At 46.5% G+C, this 20850-nt stretch carries 16 protein-coding genes, 1 other RNA gene and 1 other annotated feature; of the genes, 2 read left to right on the top strand and 15 right to left on the bottom strand.

The window, feature by feature from the left end; translation table 11 throughout:
* Positions 1 to 2 precede the first annotated feature (2 nt).
* The 4 genes from M3191_RS09770 to cymR are packed head-to-tail and all read right to left on the bottom strand — an operon-like array spanning position 3 to position 3401.
* On the bottom strand, positions 3 to 656 hold the full coding sequence (locus M3191_RS09770; RefSeq protein ID WP_251700210.1) for a tetratricopeptide repeat protein: 654 nt from the start codon (positions 654 to 656) through the stop codon (positions 3 to 5).
* 11 nt (positions 657 to 667) lie between these two features.
* Complete coding sequence (mnmA, locus tag M3191_RS09765; protein WP_251700209.1) at positions 668 to 1792, bottom strand: tRNA 2-thiouridine(34) synthase MnmA; 1125 nt, start codon at positions 1790 to 1792, stop codon at positions 668 to 670.
* Positions 1793 to 1813: 21 nt separating this feature from the next.
* Complete coding sequence (locus M3191_RS09760) at positions 1814 to 2956, bottom strand: cysteine desulfurase family protein (protein ID WP_251700208.1); 1143 nt, start codon at positions 2954 to 2956, stop codon at positions 1814 to 1816.
* A 25-nt stretch (positions 2957 to 2981) separates the two neighbouring features.
* The gene (gene cymR / locus M3191_RS09755; protein WP_251700207.1) at positions 2982 to 3401 is read right to left on the bottom strand and encodes a cysteine metabolism transcriptional regulator CymR; all 420 of its coding nucleotides are present in this window, start codon (positions 3399 to 3401) and stop codon (positions 2982 to 2984) included.
* 156 nt (positions 3402 to 3557) lie between these two features.
* Between cymR and M3191_RS09750 the strand changes: the two genes are divergently transcribed.
* Complete coding sequence (locus tag M3191_RS09750) at positions 3558 to 4844, top strand: replication-associated recombination protein A (protein WP_251700206.1); 1287 nt, start codon at positions 3558 to 3560, stop codon at positions 4842 to 4844.
* Positions 4845 to 4907: 63 nt separating this feature from the next.
* On the opposite strand, the gene M3191_RS09745 is transcribed toward M3191_RS09750, so the two are convergent.
* The 5 genes from M3191_RS09745 to hisS all read right to left on the bottom strand — a co-directional run bounded on the left by M3191_RS09745 (position 4908) and on the right by hisS (position 10179).
* Positions 4908 to 5813, bottom strand: coding sequence for a chemotaxis protein (locus tag M3191_RS09745; protein WP_251700205.1), 906 nt, complete (start codon positions 5811 to 5813; stop codon positions 4908 to 4910).
* Positions 5814 to 5962: 149 nt separating this feature from the next.
* Positions 5963 to 6730 (bottom strand): tRNA threonylcarbamoyladenosine dehydratase, encoded by a 768-nt coding sequence (locus M3191_RS09740; RefSeq protein WP_251700204.1) that lies wholly within the window; start codon positions 6728 to 6730, stop codon positions 5963 to 5965.
* Positions 6731 to 6855: 125 nt separating this feature from the next.
* Positions 6856 to 7037, bottom strand: a non-coding RNA gene (gene ssrS / locus M3191_RS09735) — 6S RNA.
* Positions 7038 to 7131: 94 nt separating this feature from the next.
* Positions 7132 to 8889: an aspartate--tRNA ligase gene (aspS, locus tag M3191_RS09730; protein WP_251700515.1), complete on the bottom strand. Its 1758-nt coding sequence runs from the start codon at positions 8887 to 8889 to the stop codon at positions 7132 to 7134.
* Positions 8890 to 8907: 18 nt separating this feature from the next.
* Complete coding sequence (gene hisS, locus M3191_RS09725) at positions 8908 to 10179, bottom strand: histidine--tRNA ligase (RefSeq protein ID WP_251700203.1); 1272 nt, start codon at positions 10177 to 10179, stop codon at positions 8908 to 8910.
* Between the two features lie 68 nt (positions 10180 to 10247).
* Positions 10248 to 10481 (bottom strand) — a binding site (T-box leader).
* A gap of 117 nt (positions 10482 to 10598) precedes the next feature.
* Here hisS and M3191_RS09720 point away from each other — a divergent pair.
* A complete protein-coding gene (locus tag M3191_RS09720; protein WP_251700202.1) occupies positions 10599 to 12137 on the top strand; it encodes an SH3 domain-containing protein in 1539 nt (512 codons plus the stop codon).
* 141 nt (positions 12138 to 12278) lie between these two features.
* On the opposite strand, the gene dtd is transcribed toward M3191_RS09720, so the two are convergent.
* The 6 genes from dtd to secDF all read right to left on the bottom strand — a co-directional run bounded on the left by dtd (position 12279) and on the right by secDF (position 20722).
* Complete coding sequence (dtd, locus tag M3191_RS09715) at positions 12279 to 12719, bottom strand: D-aminoacyl-tRNA deacylase (RefSeq protein ID WP_251700201.1); 441 nt, start codon at positions 12717 to 12719, stop codon at positions 12279 to 12281.
* A 16-nt stretch (positions 12720 to 12735) separates the two neighbouring features.
* A complete protein-coding gene (locus M3191_RS09710; RefSeq protein WP_251700200.1) occupies positions 12736 to 14931 on the bottom strand; it encodes a RelA/SpoT family protein in 2196 nt (731 codons plus the stop codon).
* A gap of 126 nt (positions 14932 to 15057) precedes the next feature.
* Complete coding sequence (locus M3191_RS09705) at positions 15058 to 15570, bottom strand: adenine phosphoribosyltransferase (RefSeq protein ID WP_251700199.1); 513 nt, start codon at positions 15568 to 15570, stop codon at positions 15058 to 15060.
* The gene (gene recJ, locus M3191_RS09700) at positions 15561 to 17909 is read right to left on the bottom strand and encodes a single-stranded-DNA-specific exonuclease RecJ (protein WP_251700198.1); all 2349 of its coding nucleotides are present in this window, start codon (positions 17907 to 17909) and stop codon (positions 15561 to 15563) included. Before recJ ends, M3191_RS09705 begins: the two co-directional genes overlap by 10 nt.
* Positions 17910 to 18017: 108 nt before the next feature.
* Positions 18018 to 18353 carry a LapA family protein gene (locus M3191_RS09695; RefSeq protein WP_251700197.1) on the bottom strand — a complete coding sequence of 112 codons (336 nt, stop codon included), beginning with the start codon at positions 18351 to 18353 and terminating at the stop codon, positions 18018 to 18020.
* A gap of 95 nt (positions 18354 to 18448) precedes the next feature.
* Positions 18449 to 20722: a protein translocase subunit SecDF gene (gene secDF / locus M3191_RS09690; RefSeq protein ID WP_251700196.1), complete on the bottom strand. Its 2274-nt coding sequence runs from the start codon at positions 20720 to 20722 to the stop codon at positions 18449 to 18451.
* Positions 20723 to 20850 lie beyond the last annotated feature (128 nt).

Here is a 20850-nt window from a genome sequence, read left to right as displayed (position 1 = left end):
AATTAAGCTAATTTAATCATATCGTAAATATATCTTGCCTGCGTATGTTCAGGTTCGATCGTGAACGCCTTCTCCAGATGGAAAAGCGCATCATCCTTCCGATCCGTCGAGACTGCATACAGCACACCTAAATTATAGTGGGCATCTGCATTCTCGTCGTCCTTTTCCAAGACGAGCGACAATTCTTTCCGAGCCTCTTCAAAGAGCTCCATCTCAGCTAACAGGATCCCGAATGCGAGACGGATTTCAAGATCATCCGGCGCCAACTCCGCAGCCCTTTGGAAATACGGCAATGCGAGCTTTGATTTGTCTGATTGCTTTAAGCTCTTTCCAAGCATGAAAAAGGCATCTGCTTCATTCAGGCCTGCACGGATCGCCTTTTCATAAACAATCGCCGCCTCTTCGAACCGTTCGTTGGAATAATAGAGATTGCCGAGGCCATAAAGTGCTGAACCCGCATTTTCATCAAGGCTGATTGCTTTCTGGAAGAAGCGTTCAGCCCTTTCGGTGTCACCGGCAGAGGCGAAGACGTTCCCGAGATTGATATAGCCGACCGGGTTGTCCGGCTCCTCCTCCGCAGCCTTCATGAAGGCTTCGATAGCTTTTTCGTATGCCCCTTCTTGAAGGGCTTTAATACCAATTTCATTGTATTCCATAGCGTTTCCTTTCATCCTACGTAATCTAATTGCACTCCATTTTTCACGACTTTATCGATTGTCCCGCCGCCGAGGCATTCTTCACCGTCATAAAAGACGACTGCCTGACCCGGAGTGATTGCCCGGACAGGTTCAGCGAATGTGACTACTGCACCTTTGTCACCTGTCAACTTAACCGTCACTTTCGTATCCGGTTGACGATAGCGGAATTTCGCTGTGCATTCAAAAGTGTCCGGTAATGTGCGGGCAGTTGCGAAGCTGATATTGATAGCAGTCAAGCTGTCGGAATATAGGGCGTCATGATGGAACCCTTGTCCGACAAGCAATGTGTTCTCGATCAGGTCTTTGCCGATAACAAACCACGGATCGCCGGCACCGCCGATCCCCAACCCATGGCGTTGGCCGATCGTGTAATACATCAAGCCATCATGTTTCCCGACAGTTTTGCCGTCCATCGTTTTCATATCTCCTGGCTGCGCGGGCAAATATTGTCCGAGGAATTCCTTGAAGTTCCTTTCCCCGATGAAGCAAATGCCGGTCGAGTCCTTTTTCTTCGCGGTAGCCAGCCCTGCACGCTCGGCAATTTGACGCACTTCCGACTTATCAAGACCGCCGATCGGGAACATGACCTTTTGCAGCTGCTCCTGTGACAGCTGATTGAGGAAATAGGTCTGGTCTTTGTTTTCATCTTTTCCTCTGAGCATGGCGACGCCTTCATCCGTTTCGACGACTTGCGCGTAATGCCCTGTCGCAAGGAAATCCGCTCCGAGGCTCATAGCGTGGTCAAGGAATGCATTGAATTTAATTTCCTTATTGCACATAACATCCGGATTCGGTGTTCTTCCTGCTTTATATTCCTCAAGGAAGTAGGTGAATACTTTATCCCAATATTGCTGTTCAAAATTGACAGCGTAATAGGGAATTCCAATTTCATTGCATACGCTTATGACGTCCTCGTAATCTTCAGTTGCTGTGCAAACACCGAATTCATCGGTGTCATCCCAGTTTTTCATGAAGATTCCAATGACATCGTATCCTTGTTCTTTCAAGAGAAGAGCAGCGACGGATGAGTCGACTCCTCCCGACATTCCAATGACTACCCGGGTTTCGGATATTGGTTTATTTGCAGTTCTCATACGTATTCATCCTTTATCATTTCATTTCACGAGTCGCTTGATGATTTGCGCTGTTTTCATTGCAGCTTCACGTACCATCTGTTCATCGAGTCCAAGACCGAAACTGAAGCGTACTGAGTTGCGCAATTTCGGGGATTCGCTTCCCCACATTGCAGATAAAACATGCGATGGTTCAAGGGATCCCGCGGTACACGCAGAACCGCTCGATACGGCGATGCCCGCCATATCCATGTTGACGAGCAATGATTCAATTTCGGTTCCGGGGAAGCTGATGTTCACTACATGCGGCAACCGACCGACTACATCCGCATTCACTTCGAAGTCGATCCCTTCTTGACGGAACACTTCCTTCAAGATCGTTTTATATCGATCATACTTGCGATGATTTTCTTCCATTTCATTTCTAGCTATTTTTATAGCTTCTGCAAAGCCTGCGATTGCAGGGACATTTTCAGTTCCTGCCCGCCTCTTCCGCTCCTGTTCCCCACCGAACTGAAGCGGCGTTGTTTGCAAGCCTTTCCGTTGGTAAAGGAAACCGACACCTTTTGGCCCATTCAATTTATGGGCTGATGCGCTGAGCAGATCGACTTGCAGTTCATTCACATCTAAATCCATAATTCCGAATGCTTGGACCGCATCCGTATGGAAAACAGCTTGATGGTCCTTTAAGAGTTCGCCGATCTCCTTGATTGGCTGGATCGTTCCGACCTCATTGTTGCCATACATGATCGTGACGAGAACAGTTTGATCGGTAAGTGCTTCAGCCACTTGTTCGGCACTTATCTTTCCATTTTCATCGACTGGTAAATAAGTGACATCAAAGCCGTTTTTCTCCAATTCCTTGCAGGAGTTCAAAACGGCATGGTGTTCAATAGCAGTCGTAATAATATGATTTCCTTTTTCCTTCATTGCAGAAGCAGCCCCGAAAACTGCAATATTATCGGCTTCTGTTCCTCCTGATGTAAAAATTATTTCATTCGGTTCGGCACTGATCGCCTCCGCTATTGCTTTACGCGCATCATCAAGCAATTTCCGGGAAGTCCGACCAAAGCTATGGATGCTTGAAGGATTGCCGAAAACCGAATCCATCGCTTTTATATAAACCGCACTCACTTCCGGATGGATTGGTGTCGTGGCGGCATGGTCCAAATAGATCGTTTGCATAATATGACCCCTTTAAAAAATGGCTTCAAATGTAAAACATATATCCATCAAGATCAGTGGATTCATCCGATTCCACCAAATCCTTGATTGTCGTTGTATCCAAAACTTCACGAATGGCGTCGCCGATACGGTTCCATAACGACTGCTGAGGAATCTTGTCGCCATCTATCCCCTCTACGACCTGGATAGGTCCTTCGAGCAATCTGATCACGTCTCCGGCAGTAATTTCGCCCGGCGGCTTTGCAAGTTTATAGCCTCCGTATGCTCCGCGGACGCTTTTTACGATACCGCTATTACGCAACGCGGGGATAAGCTGCTCCAAATACGCTTCCGACAAGTTTTGCTCTTCCGCGATTTTACGTAATGGCAAAGGCCCCTCCCCATATTTCTTTCCAAGTTCTACAACTACAGTCAGCCCATAGCGGCCTTTCGTAGAAATCCTCATATTTAACCAACGTCCTTTTCTCGTCCATTTCACACCGTATTATTTCATCAATACACTTCAAAATATTATAGCATAACTGCACTCCCGCTTCCTTCAAATGACTTCTAGCTTTGCGTTGTGTATAATAGTGGAACGGATGTACGGGGAGTGATTTGATTGCAAAATGAACCACTAGCATTTCGAATGAGGCCGAAAAATATAGATGAAGTTGCCGGACAGCGACATATTATCGGCAAGGATACTGTGCTCTATCGGATGATCAATAGAGGACATGTTCCTTCCATGCTGCTATACGGAGAGCCGGGGATTGGAAAGACTTCGATGGCCTATGCGATCGCCGGTACAAGCGATTTGCCGTTCATCGCATTGAATGCGACAGTTTCAGGGAAGAAGGATGTTGAGGAAGTCGTTGCGGAAGCCCGGATCACGGGAAAGGTCATCTTATTCCTTGATGAAATTCATCGTTTCAATAAATTACAGCAGGATACACTGTTGCCTCATGTTGAAAAAGGCTCAATTGTGCTGATCGGTGCAACGACGGAGAACCCTTTCCACGATGTGAATCCCGCAATTCGTTCTAGATGCGGGGAAATTCTTCAATTGAACCGACTCGAGCCCAATGACTTGGTTGAACTGATTGAACGCGCCTTGCATGACGAAGAACGCGGCCTTGGGAAATTGGCTATCGAGATGAGCGACGACCAAATCCGGAAAATTGCTGACGGTGTTAATGGAGATGCACGGAAAGCGCTCACGTTACTGGAATCCATCATTTCAGCAAGTGATGAGGAAGAGGGCAAGGTTGTTGTGCAAGATTGGTTGATCGACAATTTGATCGGAAGGATCGGACTTGTCGGTGATAAGAAAGGGTCGCATCATTATAATCTACTTTCCGCTTTGCAGAAGTCGGTGCGTGGCAGCGATGTGAATGCTGCTATCTTCTATTTGGCGAATCTTCTTGAGACAGGCGACCTGATTGCGGTATCACGCCGACTGCTTGTCATGGCATATGAGGACATCGGACTGGCTGCACCCGAAATTGGTCCCCATGTACTCGCCGCCACGGAGGCAGCTGTCCGTCTCGGCATGCCGGAAGCACGCATTCCGCTAGCAAACGCCGTCATTGAGATGTGCCTGGCTTCCAAATCAAATTCGGCCTACAAGGCAGTTGATGCCGCAGTGAAAGCGATCAACGAAGGAAAAACGGGTGATATCCCTCTACACTTGCGGGACACTCATTATGCGGGTGCGGCTGAGCTCGGACATGAAGGATACCGCTATCCCCACGACACACCGGTTGGCACATTCGGCGGATGGGTGAATCAGCAATATTTACCCGATAAAATTAAGCAAGCAGAATACTATAAGCCAGTCATCGCCGGTGAAGAGAAGAGACTTGCGGGCATTTATGAACGGTTGAAAGAATTCAAGAGGAAAAAATAGATCAGGTGGCAAGGTCACTACCGGAAAGCACCTCCCCGAGGAATACGGGGAGGTGCTTCTTAATTAAAGGATATACTGATCAATTTTCAGTACGAGCTCAGCAATTTCAGGTTTGCTCACTTGATCGTTCGCACCGACGCTGATCCCTTTGTGCTTTAATTCATCAGTGATCAATGATGAGAAGATAATCACCGGAAGCAACGCCAGTTCTTTATTCGCTCGGATCCTCTTCGTAAAATGGTGTCCGTCCATTTGAGGCATTTCGATATCGGTGATGACAAGCTGGACTTCATCGGACACTTTTTTACCGGCAGCTGTCAAACTTTCTAAAAATCCTAGTGCGTCTTTTCCGTTTTCAAAAAACTCGATATTCCCGTAACCTGCTTCCGTTAACGTATCACTCAATAGTTTACGGAGCAACGGCGAATCCTCCGCTACAAGGATTCTCTTATTGGACCTCTCCCTCGCCCCGAGTTTTCTTACCTGCTCGACTTGAATTCCGCTATCCGGGTTAATATCAACGACGATTTTTTCAAAATCAAGGAGCAGAAGCATATCATTTTCCCGTTTGATGACCCCGATGACTTGAGAGGCATCGCCTGAATATAAATCTGAAGGCTTTTCAATCTGATTCCATGAAACTCGATGAATTTGTGCAACTTCGTGGACATGGAAGACGACTTCCTGCTTGTTGAAGGCAGCGACGATATATTTTCCTTCTCTCTTGCCAATTGTTTCAGGCAGCCCCATCACTCTTTCCATATTGATCACGGGAAGAACGGCTCCGCGGAGTTGGATGATTCCTTCGATGGACGGGTGTGCATGCGGGATGGTGGTGATTGGTGTAGGCATGATGATTTCTTTCACTTTAATGACATTGATGCCGTAGCGGTTTGGTCCCATTTCGAATTCGATGATTTCGAGTTCGTTCGTTCCGCTCTCGAGTAAGATTCCATCCTGTTTTCGCAAAGGATTCAGCCCTTCCGATTTAGCTATTATAATGCAATCGTTTCATTTTTTCCTATATGACGATTGTACCAGTTGGAGAATGATGGAACAAAAGCCGTTACGAAGAACGGCTTTTGCGAGCAGTAGCGAAGCGTTGCGAGCAATAGTTGTCACTTCTTGTCCTTAACTCGTTCGATGTGGATGTCTTTAACAATATCGTTTAGCACCCAGCTTGCGCAGACCAGACCTGCGACGGAAGGGACGTAGGCATTTGAAGCGGGCGGCATTTTCGCTTTGCGAATTTGCGCCTCGGGTTTACCGACCGTCTCTACGACGTCTTCTCTGACGACAATTGGACTTTCATCTGAAAACACGACAGGGACGCCTTTTTTAATGCCTTCTTTTCTCAAACGCAATCTGATCACTTTTGCAATCGGATCAGTATGCGTTTTGGAAATATCGGCTATTTGAAAACGGGTTGGGTCAAGCTTGTTCGCAGCACCCATGCTGGAGATGATTTTGATGCCTCTCGCTACACACTCTTTAATCAGGTGGATTTTGTAGCTAATCGTGTCCGATGCGTCGATTACGTAATCAGGTGAATAACTGAAAAACTCTTCGTACGTATCTTCCGTATAGAACATATGAAGTCCAATCACTTCGCAATCCTTGTTCACGTCTGCGATGCGTTCTTTCATAACTTCCACTTTGGACTTGCCGATCGTCGACAATGTGGCGACTAGCTGACGGTTGACGTTTGTAATATCGACAGTGTCTTTGTCGACCAGGATGATACGGCCGACACCGCTGCGCGCGCAGGCCTCGGCTGCAAACGAGCCGACGCCTCCGACGCCTAGTATGGCGACAGTCGTGTTGCGCATCAAATCGATGCCTTCTCTGCCGATGGCCAGTTCATTCCGGGAAAATTGATGTAACAATAGAATTCAACCCTTCCATATATAGGTGGACGTCTTCTGCTGAATGAAGATGAATAAATACAAAACCCCTCAGCAAGAACGCCAGAGGGGAATATAGTCTACCAAATGTTTTTTAAATAATAGGAACGAATCCCGAATGTGCCGTCTTTGTAGTATCGTTTTGAACCCGCACTCAGCAGGTGGGTGCTCCATCCGCCTTTTCTGAAGTCCCTTACTAGGGCATTCCATCCAAAACAGAATGACAGCTCCCTACGATAATTCTGTTCGGTCAAAACTGATTTGCAAAAAACGTACACTTCAGGATTCGTATTACTTGTATCCTACCACACAGAAGATTCGTTTTCAACGAATTCACTTCAGCAAATTATTACGTTTTTATTTCAATAGCTTGTCCGTTTTACTCATTTCGACTGGATGGATATCCCTAATTCGGAAAGTTGTGAGTTATCTACGGCGCTTGGTGCTTCTGTCAGTAGATCGCTTGCGCTTGCAGTCTTCGGAAATGCAATTGTATCCCGGAGATTTGTCGAACCTGATAATAACATGACGATCCGGTCCAATCCGAATGCGATCCCACCATGCGGAGGCGTGCCATATTCAAAAGCATCAAGCAAGAAGCCGAATTGCTCGCGTGCTTCCTCTGCAGAGAAGCCAAGTGCCTTGAACATCTTCTCCTGGACATCGCGCTGATAGATCCTCAATGATCCCCCGCCAAGCTCAAAGCCATTCAATACGAGGTCATATGCTTGGGCCTTCACGCTGCTAGGATCCGCTTCAAGTCCATCGACATCCGCAGGCATCGTGAATGGATGGTGAGCTGCATAGTATCGCCCTTCCTCTTCGTCGTATTCGAATAACGGCCACTCTGTCACCCATAGGAAATTAAATTGCGTTTCGTCAATAAGGTTCAAATCTTTGCCGAGTTTCATTCTTAGTGCTCCCAAAGCATCCGCAACGACCGATTTCTTGTCCGCAACGAACAGTAGGAGATCGCCCGCTTCCGCACCTAGGGAATTCGCCAAAGCCTCTCCCGCTTCCCCTTCAAAGAATTTTGCAATTGGACCTTTCAAACCATCTGCGTCAACTTTCAGCCAGGCAAGCCCTTTTGCACCATAAACGGATGCAAATTCGCCCAATGCATCAATATCTTTACGCGAGTAATTATCTGCAGCACCTTTAACATTGATCGCTTTTACTTGCCCGCCAGATTCTACAGCGCCGGCAAATACTTTAAAGGAAGAATCCTTTACGACCTCAGATACATCCTGAAGTTCCATAGCGAAGCGGGTATCCGGTTTGTCTGAACCGAAACGTCCCATCGCTTCTTCATAAGGCATACGCTTGAATGGGATTTCGATATCAATCCCCTTAACATCCTTCATCACTTTCTTCATGAGACGCTCATTCAATTCCATGATGTCTTCAATGGACATGAAACTCATTTCCATATCAATTTGCGTGAATTCAGGTTGGCGATCAGCGCGAAGGTCTTCATCACGGAAACAGCGCGCGATTTGGTAATATCTGTCGAAGCCTGATACCATAAGCATTTGTTTGAAAAGTTGAGGAGACTGCGGCAACGCGTAAAATTCTCCTGTATGCACGCGGCTAGGTACTAGGTAGTCCCTTGCCCCTTCAGGCGTGGATTTCGTCAAAATCGGAGTTTCCACTTCAAGGAACCCTTCCCCGTCCAGGAAGTTGCGGACTGTCTTCGTAATATCAGAACGCATTTTGAATATGCGTGCCAGTGCCGGACGACGAAGGTCCAAATAACGGTATTTCAGTCTAATCTCTTCGTTTACATCGGTTTCATCTTCAATCATGAATGGCGGAGTTTTTGCCTCATTAATGATTTGAATCTTTTCCACATGCACTTCGATCGAGCCCGTTTTCACTTTCGGGTTTTTTTGCTGCTCTTGACGCTCAATGACTTTTCCAGTCACTTCAATGACATATTCATTGCGTACCGTTTCGGCAATTTCAAGCGCAGCAGTCGAGAAATCCGGATTGAAAACGACTTGGACAACCCCTTCGCGATCCCGCAAATCAATGAAAATCAGACCGCCTAAATCCCTTCTTTTCTGTACCCAGCCTTGTAATGTAACCGTCTGGCCAATGACTTCCTCTGTCAATTGTCCGCAATAATGTGTCCGTTGCATATTGTTCATCAACCTTCCTTATTTCAACTGTTCTTTTATTTTTTCAATAATAATTGCATCTTCGATTTTTTCCTGGGAGCCGTCAGCCATATTTTTCAGCTGTACGACGTTCCCTTCCACCTCATCTTCACCAATGACGATGACCGCTTTTGCGTTGAACCGGTCCGCCGATTTCATCTGGGCCTTCATTTTGCGGTCCATATAGTCCATATCTGCCCGCATGCCTGCATTTCTTAGTTCATTCAATAATTTGAAGCCTTTCCGGTGAGCAGATTCCTCAAGGGTGACGATATAGACATCAAGTTCAGGTTCCTGAGTAAACGACTTTCCTTCCGCTTCAAGAGCCAACAGAAGGCGCTCTATGCTCATTCCGAAACCGATGCCAGGCGCTGAAGGACCGCCGATTTCCTCTGCAAGGCCATTGTATCGGCCTCCGCCGCATAGCGTCGTGATCGCTCCGAAGCCCGATGCCGTGCTCATGATTTCAAAAGCGGTGTGATTGTAATAATCGAGGCCGCGGACTAAGTTCGGATCGAGTTCATACTCAATACCGACATCATCCAAATATCCTTTCACCTGTTCAAAGTAAGTTGCCGATTGGTCAGTCAAATAGTCGGCCAATGATGGCGCAGTCTCCATCAAAGGATGTTCGCGGTCCACTTTGCAGTCGAGGATGCGGAGCGGGTTTTTCTCGAGACGCGATTGGCAATCACCGCAAAATTCGCCGATATGCGGTGTGAAGTGTGCAACGAGTGCTTCTCTGTGCGCATTTCTCGATTCACTGTCGCCTAAAGAATTGAGGACGAGCTTCACATCCGTCAATCCGGCACGTTTGTAGACGTCCATTGCCAAAGTAATGACTTCGGCATCAATCGCCGGATCAGCGCTGCCGATCGCTTCGACACCGAACTGAACGAATTGACGGTATCGGCCAGCTTGCTGACGTTCATAGCGGAACATCGGACCTTGGTAGTACAGTTTCACCGGTTGATCGGGATATCCGAACATCTTGTTCTCGACGAATGAACGGACGACCGGAGCTGTTCCTTCAGGACGGAGAGTCATTGATCGGTTTCCGCGATCAGTGAATGTGTACATTTCTTTTGTCACGATATCGGTAGTATCTCCAACCGTCCGTTGAAATAATTCGGTCTGCTCGAAGATTGGTGTGCGGATTTCCTTGTAACGGTAACTGTCGCAAAGATCACGGATGATCGATTCGACCTTCTGCCATTTCCACGACTCGGAAGGCAGGATGTCCTGTGTCCCTCTTGGCACTTTAAAATTCATTTGACTTCCCCTTCTTTCAATCTGTTTTTAGCTGCGAAAAATAAAAAAAGCCCCCATCCCTTGTCTTCACAAGGGACGAGAGCTTATATCAGCTTCCGCGGTTCCACCCAAATTGGCACAAAATGCATGCCCACTCGTACCCGGATAACGGCCGGTTCCGTCCGCACCTACTGAAGATACTTGTTCAGCACGGAGCCTCGATGGTGTTTTTCACTATATCCGTCTGTAAGGTGGATTTCAGCCACGTCCACCTCTCTCTAGTCAGCCTGCAATACAGTTACTTTCCATGTCTACAGCAAATTGTTTGTTTAGATTAAGACTAATCTTAGCCATTCATTCACGAAGTGTCAACCTTTTTCATTTCGATGTGGTTTTTTCTTCACAAAACTTCTACAATGGAAAAAAGGGAGAGTGATAGTTTGTCGAAATTGATCAAATGGCTTCTAGCTATCATCCTTTTCGCTTCAATTGTTTGCGAGATGCCGATAATTTCCGCGAAAGGCGAAACAATCATCATCAATACGAAATCCCTGAATGTCCGTTCAGGTCCAGGGCTTACCTATCCGGTCGCCGGCTCAATGAAACAAGGTGAGCGCGCTGAAGTTCTAGCAACATCCGGGGACTGGTATGAGGTCAGATTCGGTTCAGGGACGGGTTGGATCGCATCCTGGCTTGTCGTAAGTGAAGAGGCGAAGGAACTTGCGCCAATGAACGCCGTATCGAAAGTGAATGCCTTGAACATCCGGACCGAACCTTCATTAAACGCAGCTGTCATCGGACAACTGAATGCAGGGGAAGCGGCGGTGATAACTGGCAGACAAGGCGAATGGGCTTCCATCGTCAAAAACGGCATGGACGGTTGGGTACATACTGATTACATTACTGAAATTCAGCAAAGTGAAAACGGTCAAGCCGGAACAGCAGTTAAGCCAGAAGTTAAGAATCCCGAGCAGTTCACGGTTTCGGTCGATGCGCTGAATGTTAGGAAAGCACCGGGCTTAACGTCAAAAAAAGTAGGATTGATCCGAAAAGGCGAATCCTTCGCGATTGAAGAAATTGAAGGCAATTGGATCCGCTTAGCATTAGGAAAGAAATCGTCCGGTTGGGTCTATTCTTTCCATGGAACACTTGATGCGAAAAGTACCGCGGGGAAAACGGAGGTGGCAGCCGACAAGAAAGTGACAGTGCTTACGAACGGTACGAATCTCCGATCTTCCGCAACGACCTCTTCATCGATTGTAACAAGAGCTAACGCCGGCGAGAAACTGACGGTAATCGGTGAAGAAGGCGAGTGGTATAACGTCTCACTTTCTTCCGGGGAGACGGCTTTCATTGCCAAATGGGTCGTTTCAACAGGTGACGTTGCGAAGGTGGAACTCACACCCGAAAAGAAGAAATCTGCCAGAGTGCCAGGCACGTTAAACGGACTTACAATTGTTGTCGATGCAGGACATGGCGGTAATGACCGTGGAACGACTGGAATGCAAGGCACCGACGAGAAACTGCTGACATTGATGACTGCCGAGTTGTTGTCCGCCAAACTGAAGGCAGCAGGCGCGAACGTCGTCATGACGCGCGAATCCGACACGTATATTTCACTGCGAAAACGCGTATCCGTCAGCCATCAGCATGGAGCCGACGCTTTCATCAGCCTCCATTACGATGCAAATCCTGATACATCGATTACCGGATTCACGACTTATTACACACATTCCAATCAGAAATCGCTGGCATCCTCTATCAATGATGGACTAGCGTCGACGATTACACTTAGGAATCGCGGCGCACAGCCTGCCAATTTCCTCGTATTGCGGGAAAATCGTCAGAATGCCGTCCTCATCGAATTAGGGTTCTTATCAAATCCTTCCGAGGAGCGGGTTCTGACGACTGAGATGTTCCGGGAACAGGCATCGCACGGGATTTATCAAGGCCTGCTCGAGCACTTCGATGGAAAGTAAAAACGGACACCATGGAATTTCGTGATTTCATGGTGTTTTTTGCATGGAATATAGCCCTTGCGGAATTAATGGAGCCTTTGATGGAATAAATGAGCACTTGCAAAAAATCGCAGCCCGTTGTTATGTGGACTGCGATTTCATTTATTTCGATTCGATTATAATCGTAACCGGGCCGTCATTGACGAGACGTACGTCCATCATGGCGCCGAACACACCAGTTTCAACCTTCAAGCCTTGCTCACGGAGCGCTTCGTTGAAGTGATTCCAAATGGTTTCAGCCTTTTCCGGTCTTGCCGCTTCAATGAAACTTGGTCGGCGCCCTTTTCTCACGTCTCCATAGAGCGTAAATTGGGAGACGGATAGGATCTCCCCTTCCACTTCATCGATGGACCGGTTCATCTTCCCTTCTTCATCTTCCCAAAGCCGCAGGCCTGCAACCTTCTTTGCAATATAGTCTGCGTCCTGTTCCGTATCATCATGTGTAATCCCAACAAGGAGAACATACCCTTTCCGGATGGAGCCGGTCACTTCGCCATCAACCGTCACGGAAGCATTGCCGGACCTTTGTAATACGACCTTCATGCAAACACTCTCCTGCTTAATGGATCACCCGCTGCACGGAATAAATGTCGCGTATTTGTTTAATGCGGTCGACAATCCTATGCAGATGGGATATATCCGTAATTTTTATCGTCATACTGATTTTCGCAAGTTTGTCCCGGTCCGCTTTCCCGCTCACTGCCACAATCGGCGTTTTCGAATCCGCTACCATCATCATCACTTCATTCAGAAGGCCTTGTCTGTCAAATGCGGAAATTTCGATATCCACTTGGAATTCCTTGCGTTCGTTGTTCATATCCACCGCCCATTCAACTTCAATGAGCCGGTCATTGTCTTCGTCGGTGAGGATGTTCGGACAGTCTGCGCGGTGTACGGATACGCCACGGCCTTTTGTTATGAATCCCACAATCTCGTCACCTGGTATCGGATTGCAGCATTTCGACAGTCGGATGAGCAGATTCTCGAGGCCTCTGACGATAACCCCCGACTCTGTTGTCCGGATAGGCTGAGGCGTTTTCATGTCGGATACAATCTTATCGATTGCTTCCTGCTGATCGCGTTCACGGCGGATTTTTTCCGCGAGCCTGTTGACGACTTGCTGTGCGGTGATGCCATTCGATCCGACCGCAGCATACATGTCCTCTTCCGACGTAAAGCTGAATTTGTCTATAGCCCGCTGAATGTTTTCAGATGTCAGGACGGCTTTCAGATCGAATTCCTGGAGCCTCACTTCCCGCTCGACGAGTTCAGACCCCTTCGTAATATTCTCTTCCCTCAATTGCTTTTTGAAATATTGACGTATTTTATTCCGCGCCTGCGATGTGTTAGCGATTTTCAACCAATCGCGGCTCGGTCCAAATGATTGCTTTGATGTGAGGATTTCGACAATATCGCCTGTGAACAGTTCTGTATCCAGCGGAACCATTTTGCCGTTCACTTTTGCACCGATCGTCCGATTCCCTACTTCTGAATGAACCCGGTATGCAAAATCGATGGGCACAGAGCCTGTCGGGATTTCAATGACATCCCCATCCGGCGTGAAAACGTACACCATATCCGAAAACAGATCGAACTTTAATGATTCCATGAATTCCTCTGCATTGGAGGACTCATTTTGAAATTCAAGTATTTCGCGGAACCATTTCAGTTTGGAATCAATATTATCGGGTTTTTCCGAAACGGTTTTCCCCTCTTTATACGCCCAGTGTGCCGCAACCCCGTATTCTGCAATCCTATGCATTTCTTCCGTACGGATCTGAACTTCAAGCGGATCGCCAGCTGGCCCGACTACTGTTGTATGGATAGATTGATAAAGGTTCTGTTTCGGCATCGCGATATAATCTTTAAACCTTCCCGGCATCGGTTTCCATAACGTATGGATGATTCCAAGCACCGCATAACAATCCTTGATGCTTTTCACGATGATTCGAATGGCAAGAAGGTCATAAATTTCATTGAATTCCTTGTCTTGCAGAATCATTTTGCGGTAAATGGAATAGAGATGCTTTGGACGTCCATTAATTTCTGCTTCGATGCTCATTTCAGCTATTTCAGTCCGTATCGTATCCATGACATTCAATAAATACTTTTCACGTTCATCCCGTTTTTTCTTCATCATATTGACGATGCGATAATATTGCTGAGGATTCAAATAACGAAGCGCAGTGTCTTCCAGTTCCCACTTGATGGTGGAAATTCCGAGCCGATGTGCTAGCGGTGCGAAAATATCAAGAGTTTCTGCTGCCACTCTCCGTTGCTTTTCCTCCGGGACATGTTTCAATGTCCGCATATTATGGAGACGGTCAGCGAGCTTGATAAGAATGACTCTGATATCCCTCGCCATCGCAATGAACATTTTGCGGTGGTTCTCTGCCTGTTTTTCCTCATTTGACTTGAATTTCAGCTTTTCCAACTTCGTCACGCCATCGACAAGCATTGCCACCTCTTCACCAAAATCGCGTATGATATCCTCGCGGCTCACGTCGGTATCTTCCACGACATCATGGAGGAAGCCCGCGGCGACTGTGGAAGGATCCATCTGCAATTCTGCTAAAATGCCTGCAACTTGGATAGGGTGAAGTATATACGGCTCGCCCGAACTTCTGAATTGCCCTTCATGAGAAGCCTTCGCCGCCTCATACGCCTTTTTGACGAACGCGACATGCTCTCCATTCATATAGGAGGCAACGATTTCAAATATATCTTCTGCCGTCATGTCACGATTTTTCGCCATCATTCTACTCCTTTCGACTAATTCCGCAAAAAAATTAAAGATAATTCTATTGTATGTATAAACAGATAAGAATGTAAAGCCCTATGGATAAAAAAAGATCCTCCGCTCATCGCGGAGGGCCTTTCATCAATAGGTCATGAGCGCTTGAATATCATAACCTTTCAGTTTTTCACGGCCGCTCAAATAAGACAGCTCGATCAGGAACGCGCATCCTGCGACTACTCCTCCGAGTTTCTCGACAAGTTCAACTGTTGCGCCGACCGTTCCGCCGGTTGCAAGCAAATCGTCAACAATCAATACGCGTTGACCAGGCTTGATGGCATCTTTATGGATTGTCAATGAATCCTTGCCGTATTCAAGGTCGTACTCGACTGCTATCGTCTCGCGCGGTAATTTCCCAGGTTTCCGGACCGGCGCGAAACCTACTTCCAATGCGTACGCAACAGGACAGCCGATGATGAACCCCCTTGCTTCGGGGCCGACGATAATATCCGTACCCACTTGCTTAGCAAATTCGACAATTTTATCAGTCGCATATTTATAAGCTTCCCCGTTATCCATAATTGTCGTAATATCTTTAAAGCTAATGCCTTCTTTCGGATAGTCCGGGACAATTGTCACGAAACTTTTCAAATCCATAATTGTTCCTCCCTATTGACGGTTTCTTTGCAAATTTCATCGAACCACTTTTTCAAATCCATATATGGAGCGTAGACAAGCATCTGTTCCAATTCAATCTGATGCTCTCTCTGTTTATAAGATGGAGCTTCGGAAAGACTTTTCTTCTCTGCATCTTCGATTACAATGGCCAGACCATTCTCTATCTTAACAAATCCAAGCTCGGAAAACACCTTTGTCATAAAATAAATTGTATCGACCTTCCAACCTTTATGCTTCGATAAATCCTGTGCTTGCTTCCGCAAGTCAAACGAACCACGCTTTTTCAAAAAGCTATAATACCAACCGAAGTGCTCGCGACTTGGAATCCCTTCGAAATACAATGATTCGTTGACAAAGAAATGGGCATAGACCCTTTTCGGGTTCGTCCTTTCGATCAACTCTTTCATTTGCTCTGTATCTGAAGGCAAATCCAATACGATCACATGATCGTTTTCCGACAGTTCCGTTTGTCCGAATTGATGGATCTGTACATTTTTCAAGATTGGCTGGAAAAAGGCAATTGATGCTTCTTGGAATGCGATGAATAAATTGTTTTTATCCGGGATGACAGATATCCAACGATTCGGTTCCCGGATGCCGCGCAAATCGAACAACTGCCGATCTTTCGACTGAATATCGTCGAGCAGCATCTGCGGCTTTTTACGTCCGTTCCATTCATTCACCTGTAAATCCCCGGTGACAGACAACTTGACGCCCGGGCTCATTTCGTCGGCGATCTCCCCGTTCCCGAAACCGATAACATCGAGTGAATCCACCCCATCGGTCAATTCAAGCTTCAAATGGTTTTTCGCTGCACCTATCTTTCTAACGGATGACGCCGAAAGGTTCTCAATTAAAAAAACGGGCTTTTCAAACGACATGCCAAAAGGGCGGAGCAATTCCATCGCTTCCAACACATCAACATCGATTTCCCCGATTTCAAGCGGAACATCAATCTGCAATTGCGGTGTAAGCATATCATCCGTCAAGCTCATTTTTCCTTGATCATTCAATCGGTTGCGGAATTCGGCCACATCCTCAACTGACAACGACATGCCCGCCGCCATTTCATGGCCGCCGAAATGAGGCAAGAGATCTGCAGTTTTCGAGAGCTCTTTGAATAGATCAAAACCTGCAATACTCCGCCCGGAACCTTTTGCTGTTCCCGTCTCGAGGTCTACGGACAGGACAATTGTCGGTCTGTAATACTTTTCGGTCAAACGCGAAGCAACGATACCGACGACACCTGGATTCCAGCCTTCCCCAGCAATGACGATAACATAAGGAAGCATATCACCATACATATCGACCAAGGCCTGCTCCGCCTCGTCCGCGATTTTCGTAACGAGCGCCTGTCTCTCTTTATTCAATGTATCCAATTGTTGGGCTATGCTCATTGCTTCCATCTTATCTTCCGTCTTCAACAGATGAACAGCAGGGTCTGCACTTCCTAGCCGCCCTGGCGCATTCAATCGTGGCCCAATCATGAAACCGAGCGACTCCTCAGTAAGTGCACGCTGTTCAGTCCCGCTCACTTTGACAAGCGCCTGAATTGCTGGCCGCTCAGACATCCGCATCCGCCTAATTCCTTCCTTGACAAGGAACCTGTTCTCACCCTTCAAAGGAACAAGGTCGGCGACAGTGCCGATTGCTGCGATTTCATACAGTTCTTCAGGTATTTCACCAAGCAATGCACAAGCCAGTTTAAACGCGACGCCGACGCCCGCAAGTTCACCGAAAGGATAATTGCCTTCAGGATGCCGCGGATGGATGATGGCGTCTGCAATCGGAAGCTCCTCACCTATTTCATGGTGATCCGTCACGATGATATCCATTCCGATGGATTTGGCATGCGCAACTGCCTCCAAGCCGGAAATGCCGTTGTCGACAGTGATAATAAGCGAAGTCCCCGCTTTATGCAGTTCATCAAATAGATCGATATTTGGTCCGTATCCATGTTCAAAACGGTTCGGGATAGCGAAGTCGACGTTCGCACCAAGCTGTTCAAGGGCGGTCGTCAATACAGTGACGCTCGTCACGCCATCCGCATCATAATCACCATAGATGGTAATCTTTTCACCTGCTTCTATCGCATGATGAATCCGGTTAACCGCTTTCTCCATATCGAACAACAAAAACGGATCATGCAGACAACTTTCTTCCATATGTAAAAAGGTCCTAGCTTCCTTCACATTCGAGAAACCCCTGGAGACCAGGATTTTGGCATGGATTGAAGGAATACTAAGCTCTTTCATGAATGTATTTACGATTGTTTCATCGGGACGATTGACCGTCCATGTTTTCATCGATTCTATCAAAATGGCTCACATCCTCTATGCCCATTATATCGGAAGAGGGCAAACTCTTAAAGGGGTAAGCGAATCGTCTCCAAATTAATGCATAAAAAAACACCCTTGCAAGGGTGCTTACATTTCTCCTTCGATTGTATCTATATTTTGAGGGTCTACAAGGTGTTGCAATGCCGCAATTTCATTTTGCTGTGATGCGATTAAAATCTCTTTTGCGGTCATTTCCTTTTTTAGTTCATTGATTTGCCTATTGGCATGGATTGATCTGAACATAGCCATGAAGCCGCTGATGGCTGCACCAAGCAATGCTGTAAATAGAATGACGAGGATGAGTGGCAAATGCGCTTTTCCGAACAAGTAGTTCACTTGGACGGATTCAATATTAAGAATCGCAAAAACAGCAATGATGATGGCGAAAAGAATACTGAGTATCAACGACCATTGCATCTTCATATCTTCCCACCTTCCTTTTAGCAAACAAAAACAGGATATACGCTTAGGTATACCCTGTTCCTTGGTGGTTTAAAACGTCTTTGGAGCTGCAGTCATCAGACTACTGGCTCGTCAGAACCCCATTGTTTTTTCTCTTTATCGACTTTCAATGTACCAGTTTTTTCAAGTTCCTTCTTCTTCAGGTCAAACCAGATTTGAGCTGAGATGAAGATGGACGAATACGTTCCTGCGAGCAAACCGATCAGCAAGGCGATCGAGAATGGACGGATCGCTTCCGCTCCGAGTGCAATCAGCGCGACTACGACAAAGACGACTGTCAAGACGGTGTTCACTGAACGACCCAATGTTTGACGGAGTGATCTATTGACGATGTCCGCCAATTCATCCGCATTTTCGATTTTACCTCGCTTATGCAGGTTCTCCCTGATGCGGTCGAATGTTACGATCGTATCATTGATTGAATATCCGACGATCGTCAAGACGGCGGCGATGAATGTGATATCCACTTCCAGCCTCGATATGCTGAATACCGCAACCATGAAGAATGCATCATGGATTAACCCGATAATGGAGGAAACACCCATCCGCCATTCGAAACGGAATGCAACATAGATGATGATTCCAAGTGCAGCAACTAGTAAAGCTTTCAATGCATTTTCCGCAAGTTCTTTACCAACTGTATTGGAAACTGTGGAAATATTCGGGTCTGCACCGTAATGAGCCTTTAAATCTCTTTTGAACTTATTTACAGTTTCTTGCTTGAATTCTTCTTTATAACGTACAACGCCGATATTGTTCGTATCTCCAGAAATGACGATGTCCGTTGCCGGGTGACCAATTTTCTCAAGAGTACTTGAGATTTCCTCAGCCGTTACAGGAGTTTCCGATAAGATTTCAACACGTGTACCACCAGCAAAGTCGATTCCAAGGTTTAATTTGAAGACCCCTAGAACAATTATGCCAGCAATAATCAATGCCATCGAAACGACATAGAATTTCTTACGGGCACGAACAAAGTCAAACCGATCGAATTTCGTTGTTAGATCAAGTGTATCCACATCTTCTTCAGGTGCATGGACCCGTTTTTTCGAAATCCCGAATAGTCCTGTCTTGCCATCAAGCATCCCGCTATTGACGAGAAGACCTAACAATAGACGTGAGCCCCAAACAGCTGTCAAGAAGCTGACGAGGATACTGATGATTAGCATTGTTGCAAAGCCTTTGACGGAGCTTGTCCCGAATATGAACAGGACGACAGCTGCTAGCAAAGTTGTAATATTGGCATCCAAGATAGCGGTGAATGCAGATTTCGCACCTACCGAGAATGCCGTCTTCACTGATTTACCTACACGCAGTTCTTCTCTAATCCTCTCGTATGTCAGGATATTCGCATCGACTGCCATACCGACCCCGAGCATCAGAGCTGCAATTCCCGGAAGTGTAAGAACTCCGTTAATGCCCGTGAAGACAGTAAGGATCAGGTAAATATAGACGGATAGTGTAATAACAGCCACAAATCCAGGTACACGATAATAAACCAACATGAATAGGAAGATTAACGATATACCAACGATTCCAGCAAGAATTGTTTTATCCAATGCCTGTGCACCGAATTGAGCGCCAACAGAAGTAGAGTATATTTCTTCAAGATGGACTGGGAGTGCGCCTGCATTCAAAATTCCTGCTAAATCTTTCGTTTCATCGACTGTGAAGCTTCCAGAAATTTCAACATTGGACGAGTTGATAATTTGACTTACATAAGGCGCGGAAATGAATTTAGGTTTTTCCTTCATTCTTTCCTCTTTGTATGAATCGACGCCTTCTTCAAAGTCCATCCAGATGACCATTACGTTTTCAGGAGCCTTTGCTTTAATTTCAGCTGTCACTTTTCCGAATTTATCCGGGTCTTTCATTTCGAGTGTAACGACAGGGTTGCCATTTTGACCGAAGTTGGCTTTCGCCTTTCCTTCTTTCAAATCATCTCCATCCAACATCAGATTGTCATCTGCATCCCTGAATGTAAGATTTGCTTGTGTAGACAAGAGCTCACGCGCAGTTTCCTGATCTTCCACACCTGCCAATTGAACGCGAATCCTGTTATTGGATTCGACTTGGATGACCGGCTCATTTACGCCAAGCACGTCGACACGGTTACGTAAAGCACCTGCTGTATCGGCCACGACGTCTTCCGTAATTTTCTGGCCTTCTTTTCCTTTAAGCGGCTTGACCTCGTAAAGGACTTCGAAGCCCCCTTGCAGATCTAGACCGAGACGTACATCTTTTATAATCGGACTTACTGTAACGCCTATCAAAGATCCCAACATGACAAGCAGTAATAGAAACGCTACAATCCGGCTTCTTTTTTTCATTAATTAGTTCCCCCTCTGTACGTGGAGCGCTGAGAAAATTGCTATGTACAGTTTTTAAGAAAATACAACACTCCAATTATGAAACAGAGATTACCATCTGTCAAATACTTGGACATCTTTTAAACTTT

Origin of the sequence: Sporosarcina luteola (assembly GCF_023715535.1) — a bacterium.
Lineage (GTDB): Bacteria > Bacillota > Bacilli > Bacillales_A > Planococcaceae > Sporosarcina > Sporosarcina luteola_B.
Note: the sequence above shows the minus strand (reverse complement) of the source record. Positions and strands in the feature narration are given on the sequence as shown.